The organism is Henriciella mobilis (assembly GCF_003576315.1).
GTDB lineage: Bacteria > Pseudomonadota > Alphaproteobacteria > Caulobacterales > Hyphomonadaceae > Henriciella > Henriciella mobilis.
Genome location: NZ_QWFZ01000012.1, coordinates 1 through 24,430 on the forward strand (window position 1 = coordinate 1; position 24,430 = coordinate 24,430).

The following is a 24,430-nucleotide window of genomic DNA, read 5'->3' on the forward strand; positions in this document are numbered from 1 at the left end:
GGCCTCCAGCTCTGGATACCGGGCCTTGTTCTCTGGGCGGTCGGGCATTCGGCAGCGGTGTTCATGGCGCGCTCTGATCCGGATTTCATGGCCGTTGCCGGCCGGAGCACGCGGCACAAGGAGCATCTGACATGCTGAACCTGAAAGAATACGCAGAGACCCTGGTCCTACTGGCCGACTACCTGCCCTGGGCCTGTCTCGTCGCGCCGGGCGTCGTCCTCAACAAGGATGGCAGCTTCCAGACCACGTTCCGCTATCGCGGCCCTGACCTCGAAAGCTCGACAGACGAAGAACTCGTTTCCGTGATGGCGCGGGTCAATAATGTGCTGCGCCGGTTCGGCTCGGGCTGGGCGCTGTTCTTCGAAGCGCAGCGCCATGAAGTGCATGATTATCCGGAGGCTGAGTTCCCCGACGCGCTGTCATGGCTCGTCGATCAGGAACGGGCATTACAAGCCGAAGAAGCCGGAACCCGGTTCGAAAGTGCCTACTATCTGACCCTGCTCTGGCTCCCACCCGCCGATGCCACGGGCCGGGCCGAGAAAGCCCTGATCCAGCGCGCCGAGACCGAAGACGCGGCGACCTGGCGTCATCGCCTGGAGACCTTCCAGCAACATGCCGCCCGCGTCTTCGATCTCCTCTCCACCTGTCTCGCCGAAATCGCAAAGCTCACCGATGACGAGACGCTGACTTATCTGCATTCGACGATTTCCACGAAGCGCCATCCGGTCGTGAGGCCCGAGTTGCCCGTCTTCCTGGACGCCATTCTCGCCGATGAACCCTTCGCCGGTGGCCTCGAACCCATGATCGGTGACGCGCATTTGCGCACGCTGACCATTCTCGGCTTTCCGGCCTCAACGCTTCCCGGCATTCTCGATGAGCTCAACCGGCAGGGCTTTGCCTATCGCTGGGCGACGCGGTTCATCGCGATGGACAAAGCCGAGGCCGAGAAAGTCCTCGGCAAAAAACGCCGGCACTGGTTCGCCAAGCGCAAATCGATCGGCGCGGTCCTGCGCGAGACCCTGTTCAATGAACAAGCCGCCCTCGTTGACAATGACGCCGACAACAAGGCTGCCGACGCCGATGCGGCTTTGCAAGAGCTTGGCTCCGATCTTGTCTCCTATGGCTATGTCACCACGACCATCACCGTTGCCGATCCCGACCGGCGCACCGTCGATGACCATATCCGAATTGCCGAGCGCATCGTGAATGGCCGCGGCTTTACCGCGATCCGCGAGACGCTGAACGCCGTCGATGCCTGGCTCGGCTCATTGCCCGGCCATCCATACGCCAATGTCCGCCAGCCGATCCTGCACACGCTGAACCTTGCCCATATGGTGCCGCTCTCGGCGGTCTGGGCGGGCGAGGAGACCAATCGCCATCTCAACGCCCCGGCGCTGATCCAGGCGCAGACCGATGGCACGACGCCGGTCCGGCTGAACCTGCATATCGGCGATGTCGGGCATACGCTTGTGGTCGGCCCGACCGGCGCGGGGAAGTCGGTGCTCCTGTCGCTGCTTGCCCTGCAATGGAAGCGCTATGAAGGCGCGCAGGTCTTCCTCTTTGAAAAGGGCCGTTCGGCCCGCGCCGCAACGCTCGCCATGGGCGGCGCACATATCGATCTCGGCGGTGCCCGCGCCCCGAGCCTTCAGCCGCTGAAGGACATCGACACCGGACACGGGGCGAGCTTTGCCGCCGACTGGCTGGCGGGCCTGTGCACCCATGAAGGCGTGGCCATGACGCCGGAGCTCAAGGCCCGGCTCTGGGAAGCGATCCAGTCTCTCAGCTCAGCGCCTGAGTCCGAGCGGACGCTGACAGGCCTCAGCCTGATGCTGCAGGACGAGACGCTCAAATCCGCTCTGCATCCGTTCACGCTGGAAGGCCCGCATGGACGGCTTCTGGATGCTGATCATGAAAGCCTCGCGCTCACCGACACCGTCTGCTTCGAGATGGAAGAGCTGATGCACGCCAAGGGCGCAGTCGCGCCTGTCATCACCTATCTCTTCCACCGGCTCGAAGCACGCTTCACCGGCAAACCAACGCTGCTCATTCTCGATGAGGCCTGGCTCTTCCTCGATGATCCCATGTTCGCCGCGCGCATCCGCGAATGGCTCAAAACTCTTCGCAAGAAAAACGTGTCGGTCGTGTTTGCGACGCAAAGCCTTGCCGACATCGCGAACTCAAGCATCGCGCCAGCCCTGGTCGAGTCCTGCCCGACACGCATCTTCCTGCCGAATGAACGCGCGCAGGAACCGCAATCCCGCGAGACCTATCAGCGCTTTGGCCTCAATGCCCGCCAGATCGAACTGATCTCCAGAGCCACGCCGAAACGCGACTATTACTATCAGTCACCGCTCGGTGCGCGCGTCTTCGACCTCGGCCTGGGGCCGATTGCATTGTCCGTCTGCGGCGCGTCCTCGCCCGAAGATCAGGCCCGCATGGACCGCATCTGGGCCGAGACGGAAGGCGACGGGTTTGCCGCCTGCTGGCTGATCGAAAAAGGCCTGCCCTGGGCGGCTGAGCTGCTCACCCGCTGGCCCGGCCATGCGCCGGACGAAGAGCCGCACACGCCCTTCCATCCCGCACAATTCCTCGCTGCCGAATAGGAGCCCCCGATGAAACGTCTTCTCTCCTCTGTCCTCATCTGCGCCGCGCCGCTCAGTCTGGCACTGCCCGCACCGGCTTCAGCGCAGATCGCCGTCTATGATCCGGTCAACCATGTGCAGAACATCCTGCAGGGCATCCGAACGCTTCAGGAAATCAACCAGCAGATCCAGCAACTCACCCACGAGATCGAGATGCTGGAGAACATGGCCCGCAACCTTGAAACCCTGCCCGTCAATGTCGCCGAAGCGATCATCGCCGACCGTATCCGGCGCATCCACGAGCTGATGCGCGAAGCCGAAGGCATCGGTTACGGCGTCGAGGAGGTCGAGCGCGAGTATGAAGTCCTCTATCCCGAAAGCTATGGCGAGACGCCGCCGCGCGAAGCGGTGCTGGTTGAAGAGGCTCGCGCACGCTGGCGTCAGTCCCGTTCGGCCTATCGCGACACGCTGGTGACGGTTGCAACCGCGCTGGAAGACAATGAGACCGATGCGGCTGCAATTGCAGGACTTGTCGATCTCAGCCAGTCGGCAGCGGGCGCGCTTCAGGCGACCCAGGCCGGCAACCAGATCGAGGCCCTGCAGACCGAGCAGCTGATGCAGATGGAAGCCATGATGGCGGCCCATTACCGCGCCGAAGCGCTGGAGCGCGCCCGCCAGCTGGCCGAAGCCGAACGTGGCCGCGCCCGCACCCGGGCCTTCCTCGGAGAGTAGCGCGCCATGGACGTGATCGACACCTTCCTGGCAACGTTCATTGCCTACATTGACAGCGGGTTCGGCCTGCTGGCGGGCGATGTCGCCTATCTGTCGACCACGCTCATTGCCATCGACATCACGCTGGCGGGCCTGTTCTGGGCGCTGTCCCAGAACACCGACGTCATCGCCGGGCTCCTCAAGAAAGTGCTTTATGTCGGCTTCTTCGCCTTCATCATCGGCAACTTCTCTCTGCTCGCCAATATCGTCTTCGACAGTTTCGCCGAGCTCGGCGTGACCGCTGGCGGCGGCACCATGACCGCCGATGATCTCCTGCGTCCCGGCTTTATTGCGGGCGTCGGCCTCGATGCCGGTCAGCCGCTGCTGGAAGAGATCGGCGACATGCTCGGGCCGATCAGTTTCTTCCACAACTTCATCCTGATCGCGGTGATGTTCATCGCCTGGGCGATCATCATGGTCGCCTTCTTCGTCCTCGCCGTGCAGCTCTTCATCACGATCCTGGAGTTCAAGCTGACGACGCTCGCCGGGTTCGTGCTCGTGCCGTTTGCCCTCTGGAACAAGACGACCTTCCTTGCTGAACGCGTGCTCGGCAATGTCATCACCTCGGGCATCAAGCTCATGGTGCTGGCCGTCATCATCGGCATTGGCTCGACGCTCTTCTCGTCTGTGACCGATGCGTTCCGCACCGGCGATGATGTGACGCTCGCTCAGGTCATGGGCACCGTGCTCGCCGCGATTGTCTTTTTCTGGATGGGCATCTTTGCGCCCGGCATTGCCTCCGGCCTTATCACCGGCGCGCCGCAGCTTGGCGCAGGCTCAGCAGTGGGTGCGACGGCTGGTGTCGCGGCGGGGACTTATGTCGCCGGCATGGGCGGCCGCGCTGCTGTCGGCGCTGTGGCAGGCGGTGCATCAAGCGCTGTCAAAGCCGGCGCCAGCATGGCCGGCGCGGCGCGCACCTCCTATACGCTGGGATCGGTCGCCTCCGGCGCATCAGGCGCAGCGGGTGTGGCCGCAGGCCTTGCGGGTGTCGCGCGCGCAGGCGGGGACGCGATGCGCCGGGCTGCAAGCCGTCCTGCCCAGTCCATGCGCGAGGCCTATGCCCGAGGCAGTCAGGGCGCCTGGCGCGCCACAGGCGGCTCGCCGACCGCGTCTATGGAAAGTTCAGGCTCGGGATCATCCTCATCCCAAAGCCCCGGCTGGGCGCGGCGTATGCAGACCAGTCAACGCATGGGTCAGGCAGGCCAGATGGCCGCCCATTCGATCCGCGACGGCGATCGCGGCGCTTCGGGCGCGAACCCCACCCTCAAAGACAAGGACGACTAGACGATGGCTTTCAGGCGATCCTCCTCCAGCTATGGGCCAAGCCCGTTCCCTGAAACGCCTTACCAGAAGGCGGGTCAAATCTGGGACGAGCGTATCGGTTCCGCCCGCGTGCAGGCGAAGAACTGGCGGCTCATGGCGCTTGGCTGTCTCGGGCTTTGTTTTGTCACGTCCGGCGCACTGGTCTGGCGCTCGATGCAATCGACGGTCACGCCCTATGTGGTCGAGGTCGATGAGACAGGCGCGGCAAGAGCTATTGCTCCGGCAACGGAGCGCTATACCCCGACCGATGCGCAGATCGCCCATCACCTTGCAAACTTCATCGAACATGTCAGAGGCCTTAGCGTCGATCCCGTCGTCGTGCGCGCGAACTGGCTGCGCGCCTATGACTTCGTGACCGACCGCGCTGCCACGACCCTCAACGAATACGCCTCGGCCAATGATCCGTTTGCCGATGTGGGCCGCAGGTCGCGCACGGTGGATGTGGTCAGCGTGGTGCGCGTCTCGGATGACAGTTTCCAGGCCCGCTGGATCGAGAAGACCTATGAGAATGGCGCGCTGGTCCGTGCCCAGCGCTTCACCGGCAATTTTACCCTCATCACGCAACCGCCGACGGACGCAGAGACCCTGCGCGCCAATCCGCTCGGCCTTTATGTCCATGCCCTGAACTGGGGTCAGGACCTTGTCACAGGAGAATGATCCCCATGCTTCGTATCCTCACCGCCGCTTCCGCACTGGCTTTGCTCTCGGCCTGCGCCACCACGGAACTCGAACCGATCGATGCCAGCGCCTTCGTCGCCGCGACGCCGGTCGAGGACAAGACCGACTATCCCGTCGAGATTGTCGAGACCGCCGTGGCGCTTCCGCTGCCCGGCCAGATGATGCCGGTCGGCGCGCGCGTCACCACCAATCCCGATGGCAGCGTCACGCGGACTTATACGAGAACCGTCAGCGCGCCATCCGTTTCTCCCACTGAGGCGATAAGGCAGGGCCGCACCAGCGCGCTGATCGAACCTTCGGTCGATGGCTATGTGAACGCGATCCAGGTCTATCCCTATACAGAAGGCGCGCTCTACCGGCTCTATGCCAGCCCCGGCCAGGTCAGCGACATTGCCCTGCAGCCCGGAGAGGAACTGGTCTCGGTCTCGGCCGGCGACACGGTGCGCTGGGTGGTTGGCGACACGGTCTCGGGTTCTGGCAACACCGCCCGCGCCCATGTGCTGGTCAAACCGATCAGCTCCGGCATCCGCACCAATCTGATGATCGCCACCGACCGGCGCACCTATCATCTGGAACTGGAGAGCACCGACGGCGGATACATGGCCGCGCTCTCCTGGCGCTATCCGGCAGATGAACTGGCAGGCCTGACCGCCCGCAATGAACGCGCCATCGCAAGGGATGCTGGCAGCATTGAGCGCGGCCTGACCCTTGAGGGCCTGAACTTCGACTATCGCCTCTCCGGCGACAGTCCGGACTGGAAACCGGTGCGCGTGTTCGATGATGGACGGCAGGTGTTCATCCAGATGCCGGAGGACATTGCCACCACCGACATGCCGCCGCTCTTTGTTCTGGGCGCGGACGGCGACGCCGAACTCGTCAACTACCGGGTGCGCGGCAATTATTATGTCGTCGACCGGCTGTTCCGCGCGGCGGAACTGCGCCTCGGCGAGCGGAACCAGACCGTTGTCCGCATCAGTCGCACCGAGCGCCGTTCGCCTCTGGCTGGCCTGTTCGGGAACTAAGCCCATGTCCGAGCCCATTCCCTTCGATGAGCATGCCGAACGGCTGAAGATCCGTTCCAGCCCGAAGCCGGTCACGCGGATCAACCGCAAGGTCCTGATGGTCGGCGCAGGCCTTGGCGTGCTCGCCCTGTTCGCGGCGATGAGCATTGCGCTCAAGCCGCCGACCGCTGTCGATCCGGATGCAAGGCGTGAGCTTTACAACACGACCAACACGCGCAAGCCCGAAGGTCTCTCCACGCTTCCTGCCAGCTATAGCGACATCGCGCCGGTCGAAGACCGCATTGCGCGCCTTGGCCCGCCACTCTCCGGCGATCTCGGCGCGACCATGCTTCGGGCTGAACGCGAGCTTGGGATCGAACCCGAATATGTGACCCGGTTCGAGGACGATTTCCACCCGAACCCCGCCGATGAGGCCGAACGCGCAAGACGCATGCGCGAGGCGGCGCTTGCCGATGAAGCGGCCCGCGCACCGGTCTTCTTCCGGCTCGATTCTCAGAGCGGCACGGCAAGCGCCACCGACACGCGCCCAGCCTATCGCGACCCCGCGCTTGATCTTGGTTCGGAACTGCTCGCGCTCGCCGCCCTGCCGCAAGGCGCGCCGTCCGCGTTCGGTCAGCCAAACGATACCAATCTCCAGTCGCGCAAGCTCGCCTTTGCCGCGGAAGGTACGGAAAGCGAGATCTACAATCCGCACGGCGTCGAGGACCCGGCCTCACCTTATCAGGTCATGGCGGGCACGCTGATCCCGGCCTCGCTGGTCACCGGCATCAACTCGGACCTCCCCGGCACGATCGTCGCGCAGGTCACCCAGCCCGTCTATGACACGGTCACCGGGCAGTATTTGCTTATCCCGCAAGGCTCGCGGCTGATCGGGCGCTACCGGTCGGAAGTCTCGTTCGGTCAGGACCGCGCGCTCGTCACCTGGGACAGGATCATCTTCCCGGACGGATCCTCCATCGTCATCTCCGCGCCGGGTGCTGATGCCCAGGGCTTTGCGGGTCTGTCTGACCGCACCGACCATCACTGGGACCGTGTGTTCGTGGCAGCCGGATTGGCGACCATTCTGGGCGTCGGGGCCGAGCTTGGTGCAGACGGCGACGGCGATCTCGAACGTGCCATCCGTCGCGGCACCACCGACACTGTGAACCAGGCCGGTCAGCGCGTCGTCGAGCGTAATCTTGGCATCCAGCCAACCATCCGCGTGCGGCCCGGCTGGCCGGTGCGCGTGGTCGTCACCCGCGACCTCATTCTCAGACCCCACCCCCAAGGAGCCACACGATGACCCTTCGTCTTGGACAATTACCTGACCGCACGCCGGTGCGAATGAGCCTTTCGGTCGATCCCGACCTCGCCAGCGCGCTCAGCGACTATGCCGAAATCTACCGACAGACCTATGGCGCGGAGGAAAAGCCCGAAGCGCTCATCCCCGCCATGATCGAAAGCTTCCTGGCCTCAGACGCCGGGTTCAAGCGGGCGCGCCGCGCCCTTCATTCCAACGCCAGCAACGAAAGGTAATCCCATGGCACAGATCGGCACGTTCACCCTCAAAGATGGCAGCTATACCGGCACCATCCGCACCATGACCATCAACGTCAAAGCCCAGCTTGTTCCCAACTCGGACAAAGCATCAGACGGCGCACCCGATTTCCGGCTCTATGCCGGCGGCGCCGAACTCGGCGCGGCCTGGCGTCAGGAAAGCAAGGACGGCGAAACCCCGTATTTCGCCGTGAAGCTCGATGATCCGAGCTTTGCCAGCCCCATGCGCGCGGCCTTCTTCGAGAACGAGAAGGACGGCACAGGCGTCATGGTCTGGAACAGGGCGAAGACGGGATAGTCGGAGTGCGTCATGTTGCATCGCGTAAAGGAGGGCGGTCGCACTGGGCTTAGGGATTTCGCGCGGGACCTGAACCCGCCCCCAAAGGCCCCCGCCCCCGTCACTTCAACCGATCCCGAACGGATCACGCCTGCCGATATCTTCAGGCGCCGAACCGTCAGGCGGCCCGAGCTCCGCAAGCTCGTGCCGCTCTCTGATACGACGATCTACGAACTTGAACAGAAGGGCGAATTCCCACAGCGCTTCTATCTGACCCCCCGTTGCGTCGTCTGGCCCCTCGCCGAAGTTCTCGAGTGGATCGACGCGCAACGGCGTAAAGGTCGCGAAGGCTGCGGACCGCATCCTGATTATCGGATGCGGTGAGTGGGATCAAGAATCCCAAAATCGGACGTAACGCTATAGCGACAGCGAGCGAAGCAGAGCCTATCGTCCAAGCGAACATTAGCCACGATTACGCTTCTCCCATTCAGTTCCATTGAGCGAAGGGATCGGGCGTCAAAATCGGCCAAGGGCGCCCCGACGCAAGATCAGGATGGCGTGGTTCCGATTCTGGAGCACCGTACTCGTCCCGGAGCCTATCTATGACGTTGAGACAGCGAGCGGCGGGGTCATCCTTGCCGCCGCTGCTCGTCATCGCCAGCAGCTTCCGGCGCAGTTCGGCCGCCGGGACGGGCACGACATTGTAAGCACCCTCCCAGTTCTCTGCCGGGACGTGCTCCGTGACCGCGCTTTGGATCGACTGCCACGTCATGAACGAACGTCCGGCTGTCATTTCAAAATCGATCAGCATCAGTACGCCGTCCGTGCCAGGGTCTTCAGCAACTGCGCTAGATAGCAAGGCTAGCTGCTTCGTTGCCGGCCCATCCTTCAGGAGGTCGTAGACATAGGCGCGGACCTCGGAGAACTCCGAAATCAATCCACCCAATTCGCGTTGCCAATGCCATCCGTCGTATGACTTGCCGTCGAGCGCGCCGCTGATCGTCAAGTCAATAAGGCGGCGCGCGGCGGATACGGTCCCGAACCTCAACGCGGTCGCGCGCCACTGATGGTTCTGGTAGAGACGCGGGTCTTCTTCTGCGAGCGTGAAAGTCACGCCTTCTGCGTCGTCCGAGCACGAACTGTTGAGCCCGCCGACCATCTCTTCGAGCATTCGTGGGTCGCGCTGCGCGTCCGGCATACCGCGCACGATGGCGGGCAGATCGGTGACAGGCGTGGCGAACGGCAAAAGGCGCCACCAAGCACGTAGCTGATACGCGTCGCTCTGAGTCAGAATCCAGGTCTCCTTCTTGGCCGCCTCAAAGGTCTCAGCTATGCCGTCGGCCACGAGCTTGATGTCGATGTCCTCGCCAGAGAGGATCAGCGACAACAGCAACGCTGCGCGCGTCTGCCTCGGCGCGAGAGAAATGAGCTTCTGGATCGTCACGTCACGCTGGCCGTGGGGGAGCCGTGATCCGACAACGCCGAGCGCAACCCCCAGCTTCATCTGCGCATCCGTCGAACCATCGACAATCAATGTGTCGATTGCGTCGAAGATCGCCTCCGCCTCGGCTGATGTCGCTGCGGGATCGACGGCGCGGGCCTCGCGGCGCTCTTCCACGCGCGAGAAATCTTCGCCGCTCCGGAATTTCTTGTCGTCCTTGGGTTCGTTGGCCTCGAACCACTGGGAGGCCAGCACACGCGCAGCCAACTCGCCAAAATGCTCATCCGTCAGGTATTCACGCATCAGCGCAGCGGTCTCCGGCGCATTGATCGCCAAGAACGCACGTTGGTACTCATGCATGTGTGGATGCTGCGCTTCGTGCACCGCGTCGCGATCCTTCCAACCGCTCGCGGTAGCTTTCTCGCGGAAAGCCCGATAGCGACGTAAATTGTCGTCAAGCATGCTCTTCAAGAGTGGAAGATGCGCGACGGACGGTGCGTGGCTCATCATCGTTGCAATGGTAGCCACTCGCCAACGCTTCTCATCCCCGGCGGCGAGCATGCGCTCTGCCCATTCGCGCGCCAGCACTCCGATTGCGGCCAAGCCTTCCACATTGAAGGGTCGCGCCCGCTCTTCGTCGCCGTAGGTCTCACGGGAAAACAGCTCGGCCAGTTGGACGATTTCCTCATTGTCAGCGCTTACCGCCCGCGCCTGAACGGCGGCCACCAAACTTGCGCCCGGCGTGTGGCCGATACGGGCGCGCAGATCGTGATAGCGATCACCAGCCGCCTGGTTGTACTTCCCGCTGGCGTCGCGCACGACTTTCCCAGCTGCAAGATACGCGTCGATCAGCCGGCCAACTGCGTTTGGTCCGAGCACTGAAGCGGCGGCCTCGGCGCGGTCGTCGTGCCGGCTTGTTTCTTCGACGGCGATCCCGAGCAGCGCGTCGTCCTCAAGGACAAACCCGGCGGCCGCAAGAATATCGTCCGCGCCGTAGAAGAGATTTCGGTGCTCGCGCACGCGGCGCAGTAGTCCCTCAGCGATAGCCTCCGGATATCGCTTTCGCGCTTCATACAACAAGTGCATTTCGCCATCGCGTTTCCGGTCGATCTCCATTTCGGCAACAATCTCAGTAATCTCGGTATCGTGGTCATCTTCGACCGGCGCGTGAACGAGCGTGCGCAGGCGCTGAAAGTGCGAAATTCCAGCAACCTTGCGCCGTTCGCGCGCTCGCCGAAGTTCCTGCTGGACGGCATCGACTGCAATGTCGTCGAGGTGACCCTTTTCGGCGAGGATATCGTAGGTCGCGTCGCCCGCGTCCGCGAGCAAGTCGGCGACGTGGCGATCCGCCCGTCGAAATGAGAGCGCATCAACCACTGTCGCCTTCACGTCCGGGTCGCTGTCAGTTTTCGCGATTGCGGTCGCAAGGTCGAGGCCGTCGATCCCGCCATGCGATGCGATTTCATGCAGTACGTTCTTGCGGATTTCCGTTGGCAGCGCTGCGATGCGCACCGGCGCGTCGTTCCCAAGCACGGATGAGCGAAATCGCTTCGCCGCCCGGAGGGCGGGCAGGTGCACTTGGGTGTTTGCGTGCGAAATAAGCGGCCAAAGAAAATCGGCGAATTCCGGCCTGCCGGACGTGATCATGAAACGCACCGCGCGATCCACCTTGCCTGGCGCGTGCCACTGCTCGGCGAGGCTCCGCATTTCGGCGCCGATTGGCGCCCATACCTCGTCGGTGGCGCGGAAGATCATCTCGCCCGCGAGGACAGGATCGACTTCAAAAGCTGCGCGGATGGCGGCGCTGCATGCGGTCTTATATATGGCGTCTCCGCGTGCGCTCCGTTCGACTGCGAACAGAACTGCTTCTTCCCACGGGCGCTGATCGAGCACGTCGAACTTCAGTTTCTCGCGTGTTGCCGGATCGCTGACGGCCTGTAGCATCAGTCGTTCAACGTAGTGCGAGGCGTACCATTCCTGAAATTGCTGGTGCTGGAACGAGTAGCCCGGCGTGTCGCCGGAGCGCGTCAGAACGTGATTGCTAACAAGTGTTTCGAGCAACGTGTCGGGCTGTGTGGAGTTGCTGATTTGTCCGTCGTCCACAAGCACCCGCGCGGTGCTGGCGACCGATTTGCGCGCGTTGCTGTCCGTGATCGCCGTGTTGGCCGTTGTCGTAGCAAACACGGCGAGGTCACCCAAATAATCCTGCTGGAAGCCGAGAGCCACGGCATGAAGCGCCGCCGCACGGCGGGCTTCCTGCTCGTGTGCGGCAATGAAGCGCCGTAGCACTTCTTCCTTTGTTGTCGGAAAAGGCGCGCCCGCTGGCAGCGAAAGAAGTGCCGTGAGGTAGAGTGGGATGGTCACAAGATCCCGGACACCCGCTGTCCGCCACGCCTGATCGACGAGCTGTGCGCCAGCGTCACCCCGCATGCCGCGCGTGATCTCCATTTGCTGATCGTCATCAAGCGGCAGTAAGTCGACCCGCGTCCCGCCGAACGGAATGTCGAGAGCCTGCTTGCGTGTGGAAATGACAAAACCGAGCTCCGGCAATTCAGCCTTGAGAGCAGTGATTTGCACGCGCGCGCGTTCGCGTGCGGCGGCATTCAGTTCGTTCCAGCCGTCAAGGAGCAGCACGACGCCAGGGTTCGCCGCGACGGCGCGGAAATCCTGCTCGGAAATTCCGTTGAATGCGGGGCGTTTGAGGATGGATACGAGCAATGCGTCGCCTTCGGTGGCCCAATCTCCCAACGGCACGATAAGCGGCGTGCCGTTGCCGATTTCCAACAGCCCATCGGCGACCTGAAAGAGGGTTGTCGTCTTTCCCATTCCGGGTGCGGCGACAAGGATCAGGTCATCCAGCGTGGTCACTGCGTTGGCAAGCGCACGCGTGCTGAGCGCCTCGTCCACGTGCTTCACCTTTAACGTCAGCGTGAGCGCTACGTTCGTGCCCGGCCATTTGGGTGTTCGACGGAACACGGCCAGGTCGGCTGAGGCCGCTGCTCGCAGGCGGCGGCCCAGCTCGTCCGGCGTGGAAGCTTGCATGCCGGGCCCGTACGGCACGTTGTGCATCACGCTGCGCCACGAATCTTCGTTGGTCTGTCGCTTCCACCTGCGCAATTCCTCGACAGTGAATTTTGAATCCTTGGCGTCGACCGCACGTCCGTGTACGTCGCAAAGCCAGATGCCGTTGTCAGCAGCCGCGCGCTCTTCAGACGTCATCTGCGCGTCGTAGCGGGGACCGCCAGGCGCGGCAGCGCAGATGTGCGAGGCTTGGCCGATATTGATTTCACCCGCGCCATCGGATGTGGCGGCGTGGGTCAAACGGCGGCATGCCGGGTTGGAGCAATGGCCGCGCGCTTGCCGCTCAATGGCCCGTTTGGTTGCGGGCGAAAACTCGTCTCTGTTCTTACTCTTGGCCATTGCCGGCTCGCTCGGGTGAGGTCGTTTGGACACGCTCGGACGGTTGCCCTTCGGCTGGAATACTTTCGATCTCTGCAGACAACAAAAGCAGAGACACATACCCCGCTGCCTCGGCGATATTGCTTGAAGTTCCGCCAATCGCAGCCTGCGCTTCTGCAGCGAATTCGACGTCCCCAGTTCGCAGATGCTCGATCAATTCGGACACATCCGATTGCACGGCTTGGTCAAACGCATTGAGCCGTCGGGTCAGTTCTTCGTACTTTCTTGCGAAGGTGGCCTCCAAGCTCCGACGGGCAGCAACCTCTTCTTCGGGACGAGTCTCATTGCCGAGCCGTTTTTGATCCATTGCTCCAAGTTCGCTGGCAAGGCTCAGCACTTCCCCGAACATGCTTGCCAAAGCAGATGGGGCTTGTGGCAATCCGAGTTGTTCAGCCCAGAAGGCAGCGCCCTCAACGTCAGGAAGGAGGGTCTGGTAACCAGACTTTGCGAGCGCCGGGAACGCGACACCCTCAATGTTGGGCATGATCGTCAGGTGGATCGACGAGTCCACCAATGACCGCACGGGTTCGGCTTGTTCAGCGAGCGTGACCACCGCATATGCAATGTCGGGCGCGGGTAACAGCGCGAGAACGTCTGCTGGCGGCCACGGTAAAATACCCTTGGCGTTAATACGAAGGTGGAACTGCGCGACGATCCCGGCTCCCTCTGCCAGGCGCTCAATTTCTGCCTTTCGCTGAGCTAGTCGTCTTTCCCCGGCAGCTTTGGCAGAGAGGGATACGAGCCGAACGGAGTTGCCTACTCGCGCGCCTTTGCCACGCGTGACCCAAGTTACCGCTGGCGCTCGCTTCCTTTCATGGGCTTCTCCGGCCAGAACGCGCAACGTCTCCAATAGCGTCTTGAGCCGGGTAAGCATCGGTGGAGGACCGTCGGCGACGAGATGCCAAGGCTCTTCGGCAATTGCAGTGTCGACATCGGTGATGAGATCGCTCAACCAGGCAATGTATGCACCAGCTTGGTCGGGCAGTATTGCGAACCTCTTGACGAGATTGACGCTTGCGCTGTGTAGGAGGTTCTGGAACTTGGTGACGGCGGTGTTGGCCTCTCCGCGCCCCGCGCCTGACGCTTCCAATGATGAAACAGCGGGAGGCGTCAGTGCTTCAGTTTCCGCATTGAGTGAATTCAGCTTGTCGGCGAGGTTGCCGAGTGCATCCTTTCCTCGAAAATGTGCGTCGAAGACCTTCTCCAACGTCGGCACAAGGGCATCGAGAACGGCCACGCCTCTTGCGAGATAGTCGCTATAGTTAGCAGCAGCGATGCGGCGGGAAATCAGATCTCCCCATTGCTTGTTCCACTGCGGTACAGAGGCTGGCGGGAGATTTTCTCGAGGTATTCGTTTTGTGGCGAGCGGCAACTGGGCAAGGCCTGCCAGCTCACCGCTTGCCGTAATGGCGTTGGACACCGCAATTTCAGCTGATGGACACAGCGCTAAGATCAACTCGCACAAGCTCACAACTGCGTCATGCGGATTCTCCTGCACGGAGCCGGCGACATACCAAAAATCACAATGGACGATCACTCCATCATCAGCAGATTCAATCGAGACGGGGCCCGCCCAAGCCCTCTCTTCCTCGATCTTTGCAAAGAGTGCTTCTTGCCCCAGTTCCTCAACCCAACGAGTTGCAGTTTCACGGTCAAGTGCGGCTAGAGTAGCCATAATCGACCCGACAAGATTCAGATCGGCAACGAGAAAATCCGACGGAGGGAGGGCTATAGCGGACTTCATCACCTCCGGTATGAATACGCCAACTAATGCCTTGAGGAGCTCATCAAGACCTATCAAATCGGCGCTTTTGCCTAAGTTGGACAAAGTGGATGGAGCCAAATGTTCTATCAACAGACGGCGAGGGTCATCTTCCGGTGAACCTTTGATCTGCGAAAGTCGATTCGCCGCGGCCTGGACCTTCGGGATGATGCTGAGACCACTCAGATCAATACCCGCGATCCCGAACATTGCGGCGCTTCCGACTTGCGTTCGCGGCAATGCACGCGCTTCAGGCGTGTCCAGCCATTCGTCGACGCCCGAAGAAACGCGGCCCGAACCCAGACCCCGGAGCGCTGAAGCCAACGCTCGCGCATCCTGTTCACCCTCCAAGCGGGCAATTAAGCCATTGAGCACCGCCGGAATAGGTAAGCGCCGCTCAGATAGCGTGTCCGCGACCAAGGGCGCGAGATCGGTGGCGGGCACACTTGCAACTGTCCTTACGAAACTCGTTTCGAGGGTCGGCAATGTTGTCTGGTGTGTGAGCTGCAACAATTTTTCGGATCGCAGCTTGTGCAGGCCGGTGACCGCGCCCGGAGCAGGTGAACGAACCAGATGTTCCTGGATGAGGCGCTGTAAGGCGCGTGACAGATCGGCCTCACTGACCGAAAGCGCGCGCGCCAATCGCGATGCATCGACTTCAGCATTCGCCGTGCCTGCCCAGGCGCCGGATCGCAGAATATCCAGTTCAAGGGAACGCTTCGGATCTGAAATCCTGGCCGCAACTTGGTCGGCGAGGAGTTCGTGCATCCTCTGTCCGCGCGTCAGGATATGGACATATTCGAGAAGAAGACCATCGCTCATCTTCCACGGCTCGTACCAACCCGCCCAGTTCGTCTTTCCGGCTTCGCGCAGTTCTCGCCAGAGTCGTTCTGCGAGTTCGTCATCGGGATCGGCGCGTATTTCGGCTGCGCGCGCGCGCTCGGCAATCAAGGCCACATCTTCTTCCCGGACCGAACCGAGCAGGACGACGCCGGGCACAGACATCGCCTCTTTGAGCAAGGCGCCCCAGCTTTCCGGCCCATTCCGGCCGACATCATCCATGACAAAGCCCAAGGGACTGTCTTCTGAAGCGCGAAACGTCCGGACCAACTGGCGCAGAGATGGAATATCCGCCGCGCTCAAACGACGGATACGAAACCACCGCACCGTATGACGCAGCGTGTTGGCAGCTTCCCACATCAAAGCGGATTTCCCGGCCCCCGACGGTCCGACGATCAACGCGGCCCGGCGTTGTTCAATACCTTCCACCAAAGCCGACCTGCTTCGGGGACGTTCGGCCACCAAACCTGCCGCGATGTGACCGGGTTCTACATCGACCCCGAGATAGAAGTTCGGATCGTTGAGAGGCGTGAGAAAATCGACCGGTTCGCAGACGCCATCCCTGAGGGCGCGTTCGATCACGTCAATGTCGATGGTGGCCACGACATCGCGGATTGACGTTTCGGTGTCAGAGATCGAAAGGCCACGATAGTTCTCCGACGCCAACCGGCCATTGGCGTCTGCCAAAGAGCCCACGCGAACAAGCAGTTCGGCAAAGCACAGCTGGGCCGCAATCGGGGCGCAGTTCAACCGATCTACTATTAGGCTGATCCCCCATTCCTGCGGTGAGGTCGCCACGATAATCGATGTTCTTGGGAGAAGATCAGAGGCCCCACTGAACTTTGAAAGTCTGGTGCCGATCGGACCTTCGATTGGGCGGACTGCGGGGTGGTCATCGAGGGGACTGAGGCCCGCCACCTCCCGCTCAAGAACGAGTTCCAGTCGCTGCGGCCGCAGTGCGGAGCCAAGTGACCGGTTCCACAGATCCTGAATGTGTCCGACAGTCTCGCCTTCTGTATAGTCCCCAAGGTGTTCCCGCCGACTCTTGACCTGAAGAAAGCTCGTTGCTTCGCCGCGCAGCTCGATATCGTCACCACCTTCCGGGATCACGATGGCGGGCGCTCGCTGACCAGCCCATATTTCTACCGCTAACCAAGCAGACACGGCGTCCTGGTAGCGAAAGCCTCTGCCTGCATTTGAACCTGATCGAGAAGCAGGTTTTGGCGACGAGTGCGTAAGATCATGAGACGCTCCAGTTCGCGGTCGTTTTTGTAATAGTTTTTTCTTGGCCAAAAAATTACCTATCAACGCACAAAGCTAGTTTCAGAATGTCAAACAGGCGCAGCAAATGTGCGCCGTTGGATTTTAACGCTAATCAGCGGCCAAAGACATACTGTCTTCTTTCGCGCCGCTGGAGGACTGAAGCTCACCCCACCCTAGGATCAGCCGCGTAGACCGCCATGCTCTCCGGGATGATGTTCGGCTTGCGGCTTTCGCCGGCGGCCCAGGCGTCGATCATGTCGGCCCATTCCTGCATCATGTGGCGGCGCTGGTCGGCATATTCGGCCTTGTTGTAGACCCCGCGCGATGAGCGCCGGTCTTCATGGGCGAGGCTCTTTTCGATCCAGTCGCGGTTGAAGCCGAGTTCATTGAGCAGCGTCGAGCCCGTGCGCCGCAGGTCATGAACCGTGAACGGCTCCAGCGGCAGCTCCATCTCACTGGCCAGCTTGTGGGCGCTGTCGGTGATTCGGTTGAAGGTCGCATTCGAGATCGGGCGGAACGTGTCGTAGCGCGACGGGAAGACGTATTTTGATCCGCCTGCGCATGTTTTCAGCGCCACCAGAATATCGAGCGCCTGGTTCGACAGATAGACATTGTGATCGAGGCCCGTCTTCATCCGCTTCTTCGGGATGGTCCAGACCGCATCCTGAAAGCTGACTTCATCCCAGGTCGCATGGGCAACCTCGGTCTTGCGCTTCATCGTCAGCAGGATGAATTTCACGCCGAGCTTCAACGTCGGATTGGCGGTGATCTCTTCGAGAACGCGATAGAGGACCCTGATCTCTAGTGGCGTGAGCGAGCGGTCGCGGGGCCGGACACGCGCGATCGAACGGGGATCGACCTCTTCGGCGGGATTCTCGACGCGGATGCCGTGCAGGTTGGCGTAGGCGAAGATGAGCTTGATGAACTCACGGGCGTGGAGCGCCGTTGAAGGCGCGCCCCGCTTCTTGATCTTGTCGCAAAGCTGACGGACATCCTCGCTCGTCACTTCGCGCAAGGTGTAATTGCCCAGCGCCGGGATCAGGTCACGATCGACAATGTGACGACGCATGTCGCGGGTCGAGTCCGACATCTCGCTCTCAGCGAGCCAGCGCTGAGCAAGCTCCCCGAATGTCCCTTCGGATTTCGCCTTGGCCTTGGCCCGCTTCTTTTCCTTGGCGGGTGAGACACCCTCATCCACGAGCTTCTTCGCATCGATCAGCTTCTCGCGCGCAGCCGCCAGCGTGATCCCGTACTTGCCATAACGCCCAATGGTCAGCGTCTCCCGGCGCCCGTTCACACGGTAATCGTAGCGGAAGGTCTTGGTGCCCGTCGGCGCGACGGACACATAGAGACCGTCCCGGTCTGCGACCTTGTAGGGTTTATCCTTTGATTTCAACGACTTGATTGCAATATCGGTCAGCATGTTGCGCCTCCTTCCTACCAATTTTACCGTCAGGCCAAAATGGCCATTTTTCGACAACAAAACACTTGTTTTTCAATGCGTTATGCCGAAAAAATACCGTCAGGCCGCCAAAATGGGCTGACGGTATTTTGACTTTAGGCAGGAAGAGGCAATTTGTATACCGTCAGGCGATACCGTCAGAAAGTTCCGTTGGCCCGCGATAGAAGGCGATAGACACCGAACGAAAATCGGTATCAAGTTATTGTATTTGTTTGATTAATTGATCGTTCGCGATAGTCCGCGAGAGACGCGGAATCATTCCCACTCGATCGTGCCGGGGGGCTTCGAGGTCACGTCATAGACGACGCGGTTGACGCCTTTCACCTCGTTGATGATGCGCGTGGCGACACGGCCGAGGAAGGCGTGATCGAAGGGGTAGTAGTCCGCGGTCATGCCGTCGGTGGACGTCACCGCCCGCAGCGCCAGCACGGCCTCATAGGTGCGCTCGTCGCCCATCACGCCGACCGTGTTGACCGGCAGCAGCACCGAAAAGGCCTGCCAGATCTCGTCATAGAGCCCGGCATTCCGGATCTCCTCGATATAGATCGCGTCCGCCTTGCGAAGCGTGTCGGCCTTTTCGCGCGTGATCTCGCCCGGGATGCGGATGGCGAGCCCCGGCCCCGGAAAGGGATGGCGCCCGACAAAGGCCTCCGGCAGGCCGAGCTCGCGGCCAAGCGCGCGGACTTCGTCCTTGAACAGGTCGCGCAGCGGCTCGACCAGCTTCATGTTCATCCGCTCCGGCAGGCCGCCGACATTGTGGTGCGACTTGATCGTGACGGACGGCCCGCCCGTCGCGCTGACGCTTTCGATGACATCCGGATAGAGCGTGCCCTGGGCAAGGAAGTCGGCGCCGCCAATCTTCTTTGCCTCTTCCTCGAAAACGTCGATGAACAGCTTGCCGATGGTCTTGCGCTTCTTCTCCGGGTCACTGACGCCCGCCAGCTCGCCGAGGAAAAGATCAGAGGCATCCACATGCACAAGCGGGATGTTGTAATGGTCCCGGAAGAGGCCGACGACCTGCTCGCTTTCATTCATGCGCATCAGGCCATGATCGACATAGACGCAGGTCAGCTGGTCGCCGATCGCCTCGTGGATCAGGACGGCCGCGACCGAGGAATCCACCCCGCCCGACAGCCCGCAAATAACCTTCGCATCGCCGACCTGCGCGCGGATCTTCTCGATGGCCTCGGCGCGATAGGCCGCCATCGTCCAGTCGCCGGACAGGCCGGCAATCCTGTGGGTGAAGTTGCGCAGCATGTCGCGGCCATGGACCGTGTGGACGACTTCCGGGTGGAACTGCGTGCCATAGAAGCGGCGCTCGAGGTCAGCGATGATGGCGAGCGGAGCGCCCGGAGACCTCGCGATCACGCCAAAGCCCGGCGCGAGTTCGGCGACATGGTCGCCATGGCTCATCCAGACCTGCTCGCGATGGTCCTCGCCCTCGAACAGCCCGTCCAGCAATTCGCTGTCCGTGACCTTCTCGATGAAGGCGCGGCCGAATTCGCGGCTGGTCCCGCTTTCGACCTTGCCGCCGAGCTGCTCCATCATCACCTGTTGGCCGTAGCAGATGCCGAGCACCGGCACGCCGCGCGTAAAGACGGCCTCATCGGCGCGCGGGCTGTCGTCCCAGGTCACGCTCGACGGCCCGCCCGAAAGGATGATCGCCTTCGGGTCGAACCGGTCGAGGAAACCCGCATCGACCTTGTTGAAAGGATGGATCTCGCAATAGACGCCGCTTTCACGCAGCCTGCGCGCGATCAGCTGCGTCACCTGCGAACCGAAGTCGATAATCAGGACGTGTTCGTGCTTGTCGGCAATGGAATCGGGAGTGCTGGCCATGACGCCTCCTAACCGCTAATTTCCAAGGCTGGAAGAGCCACAGATGCGCTTTCAGGGAGGAATCGATGGACGAGCGCCTTGCGAAGGCAAGATCACTCGCCGCCGAAGGCATGCAGGCGCTACAACGCGCCGACGGGATGGCTGCGCTGCAGGCTTTCAGCCGCGCCATCGACATGGGCTGGCCGGGCGCCGATGTCTGGATCGCGCGCTCCTTTGCCCACTCCCTGCTGGGTGACATGGAGGCCCGTCTTGGCGCCCTTGAGAAGGCCCTGGAAGTGGACCCGGCCAGCGTGCGGGCCCGCCTGCACTATGGCCAGGCCCTGGTCGGTGCAGGCCGCCAGGAAGAAGCCGAACCGCATTTCCTCGAAGGCCTTGAAGGCGCCCGCGCCCTGGAGCATCGCAATGCCGAGATCGAACAACTGATCCGCGCCGCCAGCGATTTCGTCGGCATGGCCAGCGAGCCGGACCCGCATCCGGTGGACGAGTTCGCCCGCGCCCATGGCGTCGGCGACGATCCCGAGGACGACCTCTTCCAGCAGTCGCTTGACCTTCTGGCCGGCCGGGCTCTCTCCTACGTCTCGCGCCCGACACGCTATCTCTATCCCGGCCTGCCCAGCCGGCAGTTCTATCGGCCCGAAGACTTCGACTGGACCAGCGCGCTCGCCGCGAAGACGCCGGAAATCCGCGCCGAGCTGGACGAGCTCCTGGCCCGCCAGTCGCTCGAGGCGTCGGCGTTCGCCCCCTATGTCGAGAAGGCGGGCCGCGAAGGCGCGGGCGTCTCCCATCCGCTGCTCGACAATCCCGACTGGAGCGCCTTCTACCTCATCAAGCAGGGCGAGCGGGTCGAAGAGAATATCGCTCTCTGCCCGCGCACCATGGCGGCCATCGATGCGATCGGCGACGACGCTGCCCCGGCCCCGGCGCTCTCCGTCCTGTTCTCGCGCCTGGAAGCTGGCGCGCGCATCCCGCCGCATCATGGCATGCTGAATACGCGCCTGATCTGCCACCTGCCCGTCATCCTGCCGGGCCAGTGCGCCTTGCGGGTCGGCAATGAGACACGCGCCTGGAAGGATGGCGAGGTCTTCATTTTCGACGACACGATCGAGCACGAAGCCTGGAATGAAAGCGATGAGCCGCGCTATGTCCTGATCTTCGAGATCTGGCGCCCGGAACTGTCGGCGCGCCAGCGCCACCTCGTCAGCGAACTGTTCAAGCTGGGCGGACTGGCAAGGCGCTAGGCCCTGCCCGCAATATCCTCCGGCCAGCCGAAATGCTTGACCGGCAGGTGGAAACTGATGCCCGGATGGGCGCTTGTGCGCATCTCGCAGAACCGCCGCAGAAGGCCCTTCCGCTCAGCCGCCTTAATGTCCGACCGTGGGATGACCAGCGGCGGCTGTGCCCAGCGGAAAAGGATATGCGGCTTCAGCAATAGCCGGTCCGGCTCGAACGCCGCCCAGAGAACGCCGCGATAGTGCACGCGTGGAAACCGCCCATGCCCGAGTGTCACCGTGCGAAGGCGGCGCCCTTCGAAGTCGTCTGGAAGCTGCGCCCCATAAGTTTTCGCCAGTGTCCGCCAGCCGCCGACCCAGGCGAGAAACCCGACAATCGCGAACCACAGCACGCCGAAAAATAACGGGAAGGACAGGACAATGAAGATGACCGCCCAGTCTATGACGCCGCTCCCTTTTCACTGAGCGCGCGGTCCCGGAAGGCATTCAGTATCTCGACGAGCCGGGATCCCTTGAGCCTGTAATGCTCCGTGATACGGATCGTACCAGCCGTCATCAGACCGGACAGACGACCGGCGACCTGCCTGTCCCTCGCGGTCAGTTTGAAGGCAACCTGGTGGGTGCCCGGTACCCTGCCGACGCGCTGGCGATAGAGCTTGAAGTCGGAGACATCACGCCAGGGAATATGACCGAGCGCCTTGAACTCACTGGAGGAAAAGCCTTCCCGGTCGAGCTTCAGCCAGCTGCGCTTGAACAGCGCCGCTGAAGCGGCAATCAGCGTGACGATGGCAAAGAAGACAGTCAGCCAGACATTCACATCATAGGTGGCGACATCGTCGACTTCGCGAACCGCCGTCAACAGGACCACCAGCAGCGCGCTGACAGCGCCGAGCACAATGTACTGGCGATTGCTCGCCTCGAAGTGCATCTCGTCTTTCAGGGGTTCATCCATGCGAATCTCTCCAGCTGGAGGGAGCATACGCCGCTCAGCCAGTGCGCACCATGACGGAGAAGAAGAAGCCGTCCGTGGCGGCGGTGCGCGGGGTCAGGCGGACCGATGAGCCGGTCCTGCAGCCGGCCCGGACCTTGGCGGCGCCCTCATCGGTCAGCAGGCCCGAGGCGATGGCGGATTCGGCGGCGTTCTGCTCGGTGAATTCGGGATGGGCCGACAGGAATGCGGCGACGCGGTCCTCATCCTCTTCCTTGAGGAAGGAGCAGGTCGCATAGAGCAGCCGCCCGCCGGGCTTTACGAATTCCGACGCTTTTTCAAGGATTTCAGTCTGCTCCTCGATGCGCTTGGCAAGCTGTTTGTCCTTCAGGCGCCACTTGGCATCCGGGCGCCGGCGCCAGGTCCCCGTGCCCGTGCAGGGCGCGTCAACGAAGACGAGATCCATCTGCCCTTTCAGCGCCTCGAGCGCCTCCGGCTCACTGGGATGGACGAGCTGGACATTGTGCGCGCCGGAGCGTTTCAGCCGCGGGATCAGCGCGCTCAGCCGGCGCCCGTCAATGTCGTAGGCGTGGATCTGGCCCTTGCCCTCCATCATCGCCGCGAGCGCCAGCGTCTTGCCGCCCCCGCCCGCGCAGTAATCGAGCACCTGCTCTCCGGGCCGGGCATTGGCCGCGGCCGCCGCGATCTGCGAGCCGGCATCCTGCACTTCGACCCAGCCCTTGGAATAGGCCGGAATGCTTTCGAGCGAGGCCTCCCGTTCTGACGGGTCTCGCGCCGGGATGTGGTAGGCATTCTTCAGCAGCGGTGAAACTTCCGCATTGGCCGAGCGCATCGGCCCGCCGGCCTTTTCGGCATCCACCTTCAGCGTGTTCACCCGGATATCGACATCGGCGCGCACCGCCATGGCCTGCGCCTCGACGACCTTCTCCTCACCGAAGACGCGCTCCATCATCGGCTCCATCCAGTCCGGATAGTCGCCCGACACCCAGGGTTCGGCCGTTACGTCCGGGGCCATGACCAGCCGCTCGCGCTCATCCAGCGTCAGCTTCGAGGGCGCATGCTCCTCATCCATGGCCGAGTCGATGCGCATGATGTCCCACTTCCAGGCGTGCGCCAGCGCGCCGAGCACCAGCGCGCGCGGCTCGTCCGAGCCCATGGCATGGGCGATCGAGTTCTTCTTGCGCAGCGCATCGAGCACCAGGCCGGACACCCAGGCCCGGTCCTTGGAGCCGGCATAGCGCGCCCGCTTGCCCCAATCGCGCGCCGCCGACTTCACCGGCTGATGCCGGTTGAGGACGTCTGTGAGGACATCGATGGCTGCTGCTATTCGTCCGCCGTCGCGCATGCGTACTATCGCCCTATTTCTTGTTCAGCTTGCCGGGGTTCTGAATGGAGATGACATGCGCATCAAGCCGCTTATCGCATTCTACCTGATTGCCGGCTTTGTCTTTGTCGCCTTTTCGGGCCGCGCCGAAGGCATGGGAGCGCCCCGCTATCTTATCGCGCCCTTCGCTCTTCTGGCGATTGGCCATCTTGCCTTTCTGGTCTTTCAGGCCGTGCGGGTGTCCTCCCGAGCCGGTCTTCTCTCAGGTGCCGCCTTGTTGCTGCATGCCATCGCGCCCGCCATCTTCCTGTTGTGCCTGTTCATCGGGCTTCAGATAGACCGCTTCAGCGAACGATACTCAATGAGGATCGGGGACACGCTTGTGAAACAAGTTGCCGCGTATGAAGAGGCCAACGGCTATTGCCCGGCCAGTCTGGAACAAGTGCTGGGAGAGGGACAGCAGCTTCCCACGCCAATCTTGCGAGCATGCTCTTTCCGTCTCGATGGCTGTATCGTCTGGTTTGAGTCCACCCTTTTCACGACCTGCAGGCGATCAACGGGTAGCAACGAATGGCTTTGTAGCGACTAACCGCCGGAGTCCGCCACGCCACATCGATTTACTTGCTGGCAGACAATCCCTTAAATGCAAGCCAGTCTTTGAGGGAGGACACAC

Annotated in this window: 18 protein-coding genes and 1 pseudogene; 12 read left to right on the forward strand and 7 right to left on the reverse strand. The window is 62.2% G+C overall.

Annotated features, from left to right (window positions below; genetic code table 11):
- The 10 genes and pseudogenes from D1227_RS20175 to D1227_RS07475 all read left to right on the forward strand — a co-directional run.
- Positions 1–138 (forward strand): annotated as a pseudogene (locus tag D1227_RS20175) (VirB3 family type IV secretion system protein); the annotation flags it as partial.
- On the forward strand, positions 132–2,603 hold the full coding sequence (gene trbE / locus D1227_RS07435) for a conjugal transfer protein TrbE (protein WP_119404398.1): 2,472 nt from the start codon (positions 132–134) through the stop codon (positions 2,601–2,603). The pseudogene D1227_RS20175 and the gene trbE, both read left to right, overlap by 7 nt.
- Positions 2,604–2,612: 9 nt before the next feature.
- A complete protein-coding gene (trbJ, locus tag D1227_RS07440; RefSeq protein WP_119404399.1) occupies positions 2,613–3,314 on the forward strand; it encodes a P-type conjugative transfer protein TrbJ in 702 nt (233 codons plus the stop codon).
- Positions 3,315–3,320: 6 nt separating this feature from the next.
- On the forward strand, positions 3,321–4,637 hold the full coding sequence (gene trbL / locus D1227_RS07445) for a P-type conjugative transfer protein TrbL (RefSeq protein ID WP_119404400.1): 1,317 nt from the start codon (positions 3,321–3,323) through the stop codon (positions 4,635–4,637).
- A gap of 3 nt (positions 4,638–4,640) precedes the next feature.
- A complete protein-coding gene (trbF, locus tag D1227_RS07450) occupies positions 4,641–5,333 on the forward strand; it encodes a conjugal transfer protein TrbF (protein ID WP_119404401.1) in 693 nt (230 codons plus the stop codon).
- A gap of 5 nt (positions 5,334–5,338) precedes the next feature.
- Complete coding sequence (gene trbG / locus D1227_RS07455; RefSeq protein WP_119404402.1) at positions 5,339–6,376, forward strand: P-type conjugative transfer protein TrbG; 1,038 nt, start codon at positions 5,339–5,341, stop codon at positions 6,374–6,376.
- 4 nt (positions 6,377–6,380) lie between these two features.
- Positions 6,381–7,658, forward strand: coding sequence for a TraB/TrbI/VirB10 family type IV secretion system protein (locus tag D1227_RS07460; protein WP_119376331.1), 1,278 nt, complete (start codon positions 6,381–6,383; stop codon positions 7,656–7,658).
- Positions 7,655–7,891, forward strand: coding sequence for a DUF2274 domain-containing protein (locus D1227_RS07465; RefSeq protein WP_119404403.1), 237 nt, complete (start codon positions 7,655–7,657; stop codon positions 7,889–7,891). Before D1227_RS07460 ends, D1227_RS07465 begins: the two co-directional genes overlap by 4 nt.
- Before the next feature lie 4 nt (positions 7,892–7,895).
- Positions 7,896–8,210, forward strand: coding sequence for a DUF736 domain-containing protein (locus D1227_RS07470; RefSeq protein ID WP_119404404.1), 315 nt, complete (start codon positions 7,896–7,898; stop codon positions 8,208–8,210).
- A 12-nt stretch (positions 8,211–8,222) separates the two neighbouring features.
- Entirely contained in the window at positions 8,223–8,573 is a 351-nt protein-coding gene (locus D1227_RS07475) for a helix-turn-helix transcriptional regulator (RefSeq protein WP_081812989.1), read from the forward strand.
- Between the two features lie 103 nt (positions 8,574–8,676).
- Here D1227_RS07475 and D1227_RS07480 read toward each other — a convergent pair whose 3' ends face one another.
- From D1227_RS07480 to guaA, 4 genes are all read right to left on the reverse strand, one after another.
- On the reverse strand, positions 8,677–13,050 hold the full coding sequence (locus D1227_RS07480; protein WP_119404405.1) for an NACHT domain-containing protein: 4,374 nt from the start codon (positions 13,048–13,050) through the stop codon (positions 8,677–8,679).
- A complete protein-coding gene (locus tag D1227_RS07485; protein ID WP_233349743.1) occupies positions 13,037–16,801 on the reverse strand; it encodes a hypothetical protein in 3,765 nt (1,254 codons plus the stop codon). Before D1227_RS07485 ends, D1227_RS07480 begins: the two co-directional genes overlap by 14 nt.
- A 316-nt stretch (positions 16,802–17,117) precedes the next feature.
- Positions 17,118–18,377, reverse strand: a complete 1,260-nt coding sequence (locus D1227_RS07490) for a tyrosine-type recombinase/integrase (RefSeq protein WP_119404406.1) — start codon at positions 18,375–18,377, stop codon at positions 17,118–17,120.
- Between the two features lie 294 nt (positions 18,378–18,671).
- A complete protein-coding gene (guaA, locus tag D1227_RS07495; RefSeq protein WP_119376332.1) occupies positions 18,672–20,255 on the reverse strand; it encodes a glutamine-hydrolyzing GMP synthase in 1,584 nt (527 codons plus the stop codon).
- Positions 20,256–20,320: 65 nt separating this feature from the next.
- Between guaA and D1227_RS07500 the strand changes: the two genes are divergently transcribed.
- A complete protein-coding gene (locus tag D1227_RS07500; protein WP_119404407.1) occupies positions 20,321–21,493 on the forward strand; it encodes an aspartyl/asparaginyl beta-hydroxylase domain-containing protein in 1,173 nt (390 codons plus the stop codon).
- Here the strand turns inward: D1227_RS07500 and D1227_RS07505 are convergent.
- Genes D1227_RS07505 through D1227_RS07515 form a run of 3 tightly spaced genes read right to left on the reverse strand, consistent with a single transcriptional unit; the run spans position 21,490 to position 23,778 of the window.
- A complete protein-coding gene (locus D1227_RS07505; RefSeq protein WP_119404408.1) occupies positions 21,490–21,876 on the reverse strand; it encodes a hypothetical protein in 387 nt (128 codons plus the stop codon). The genes D1227_RS07500 and D1227_RS07505 overlap by 4 nt on opposite strands.
- 47 nt (positions 21,877–21,923) lie before the next feature.
- A complete protein-coding gene (locus D1227_RS07510) occupies positions 21,924–22,436 on the reverse strand; it encodes a hypothetical protein (protein WP_119404409.1) in 513 nt (170 codons plus the stop codon).
- A gap of 34 nt (positions 22,437–22,470) precedes the next feature.
- Entirely contained in the window at positions 22,471–23,778 is a 1,308-nt protein-coding gene (locus tag D1227_RS07515) for an RsmB/NOP family class I SAM-dependent RNA methyltransferase (protein ID WP_119404410.1), read from the reverse strand.
- On the opposite strand from D1227_RS07515, the gene D1227_RS07520 reads away from it, so the two are divergent.
- Positions 23,747–24,346 carry a hypothetical protein gene (locus D1227_RS07520; protein ID WP_119455247.1) on the forward strand — a complete coding sequence of 200 codons (600 nt, stop codon included), beginning with the start codon at positions 23,747–23,749 and terminating at the stop codon, positions 24,344–24,346. The genes D1227_RS07515 and D1227_RS07520 overlap by 32 nt on opposite strands.
- The last annotated feature ends 84 nt before the right edge of the window (positions 24,347–24,430 follow it).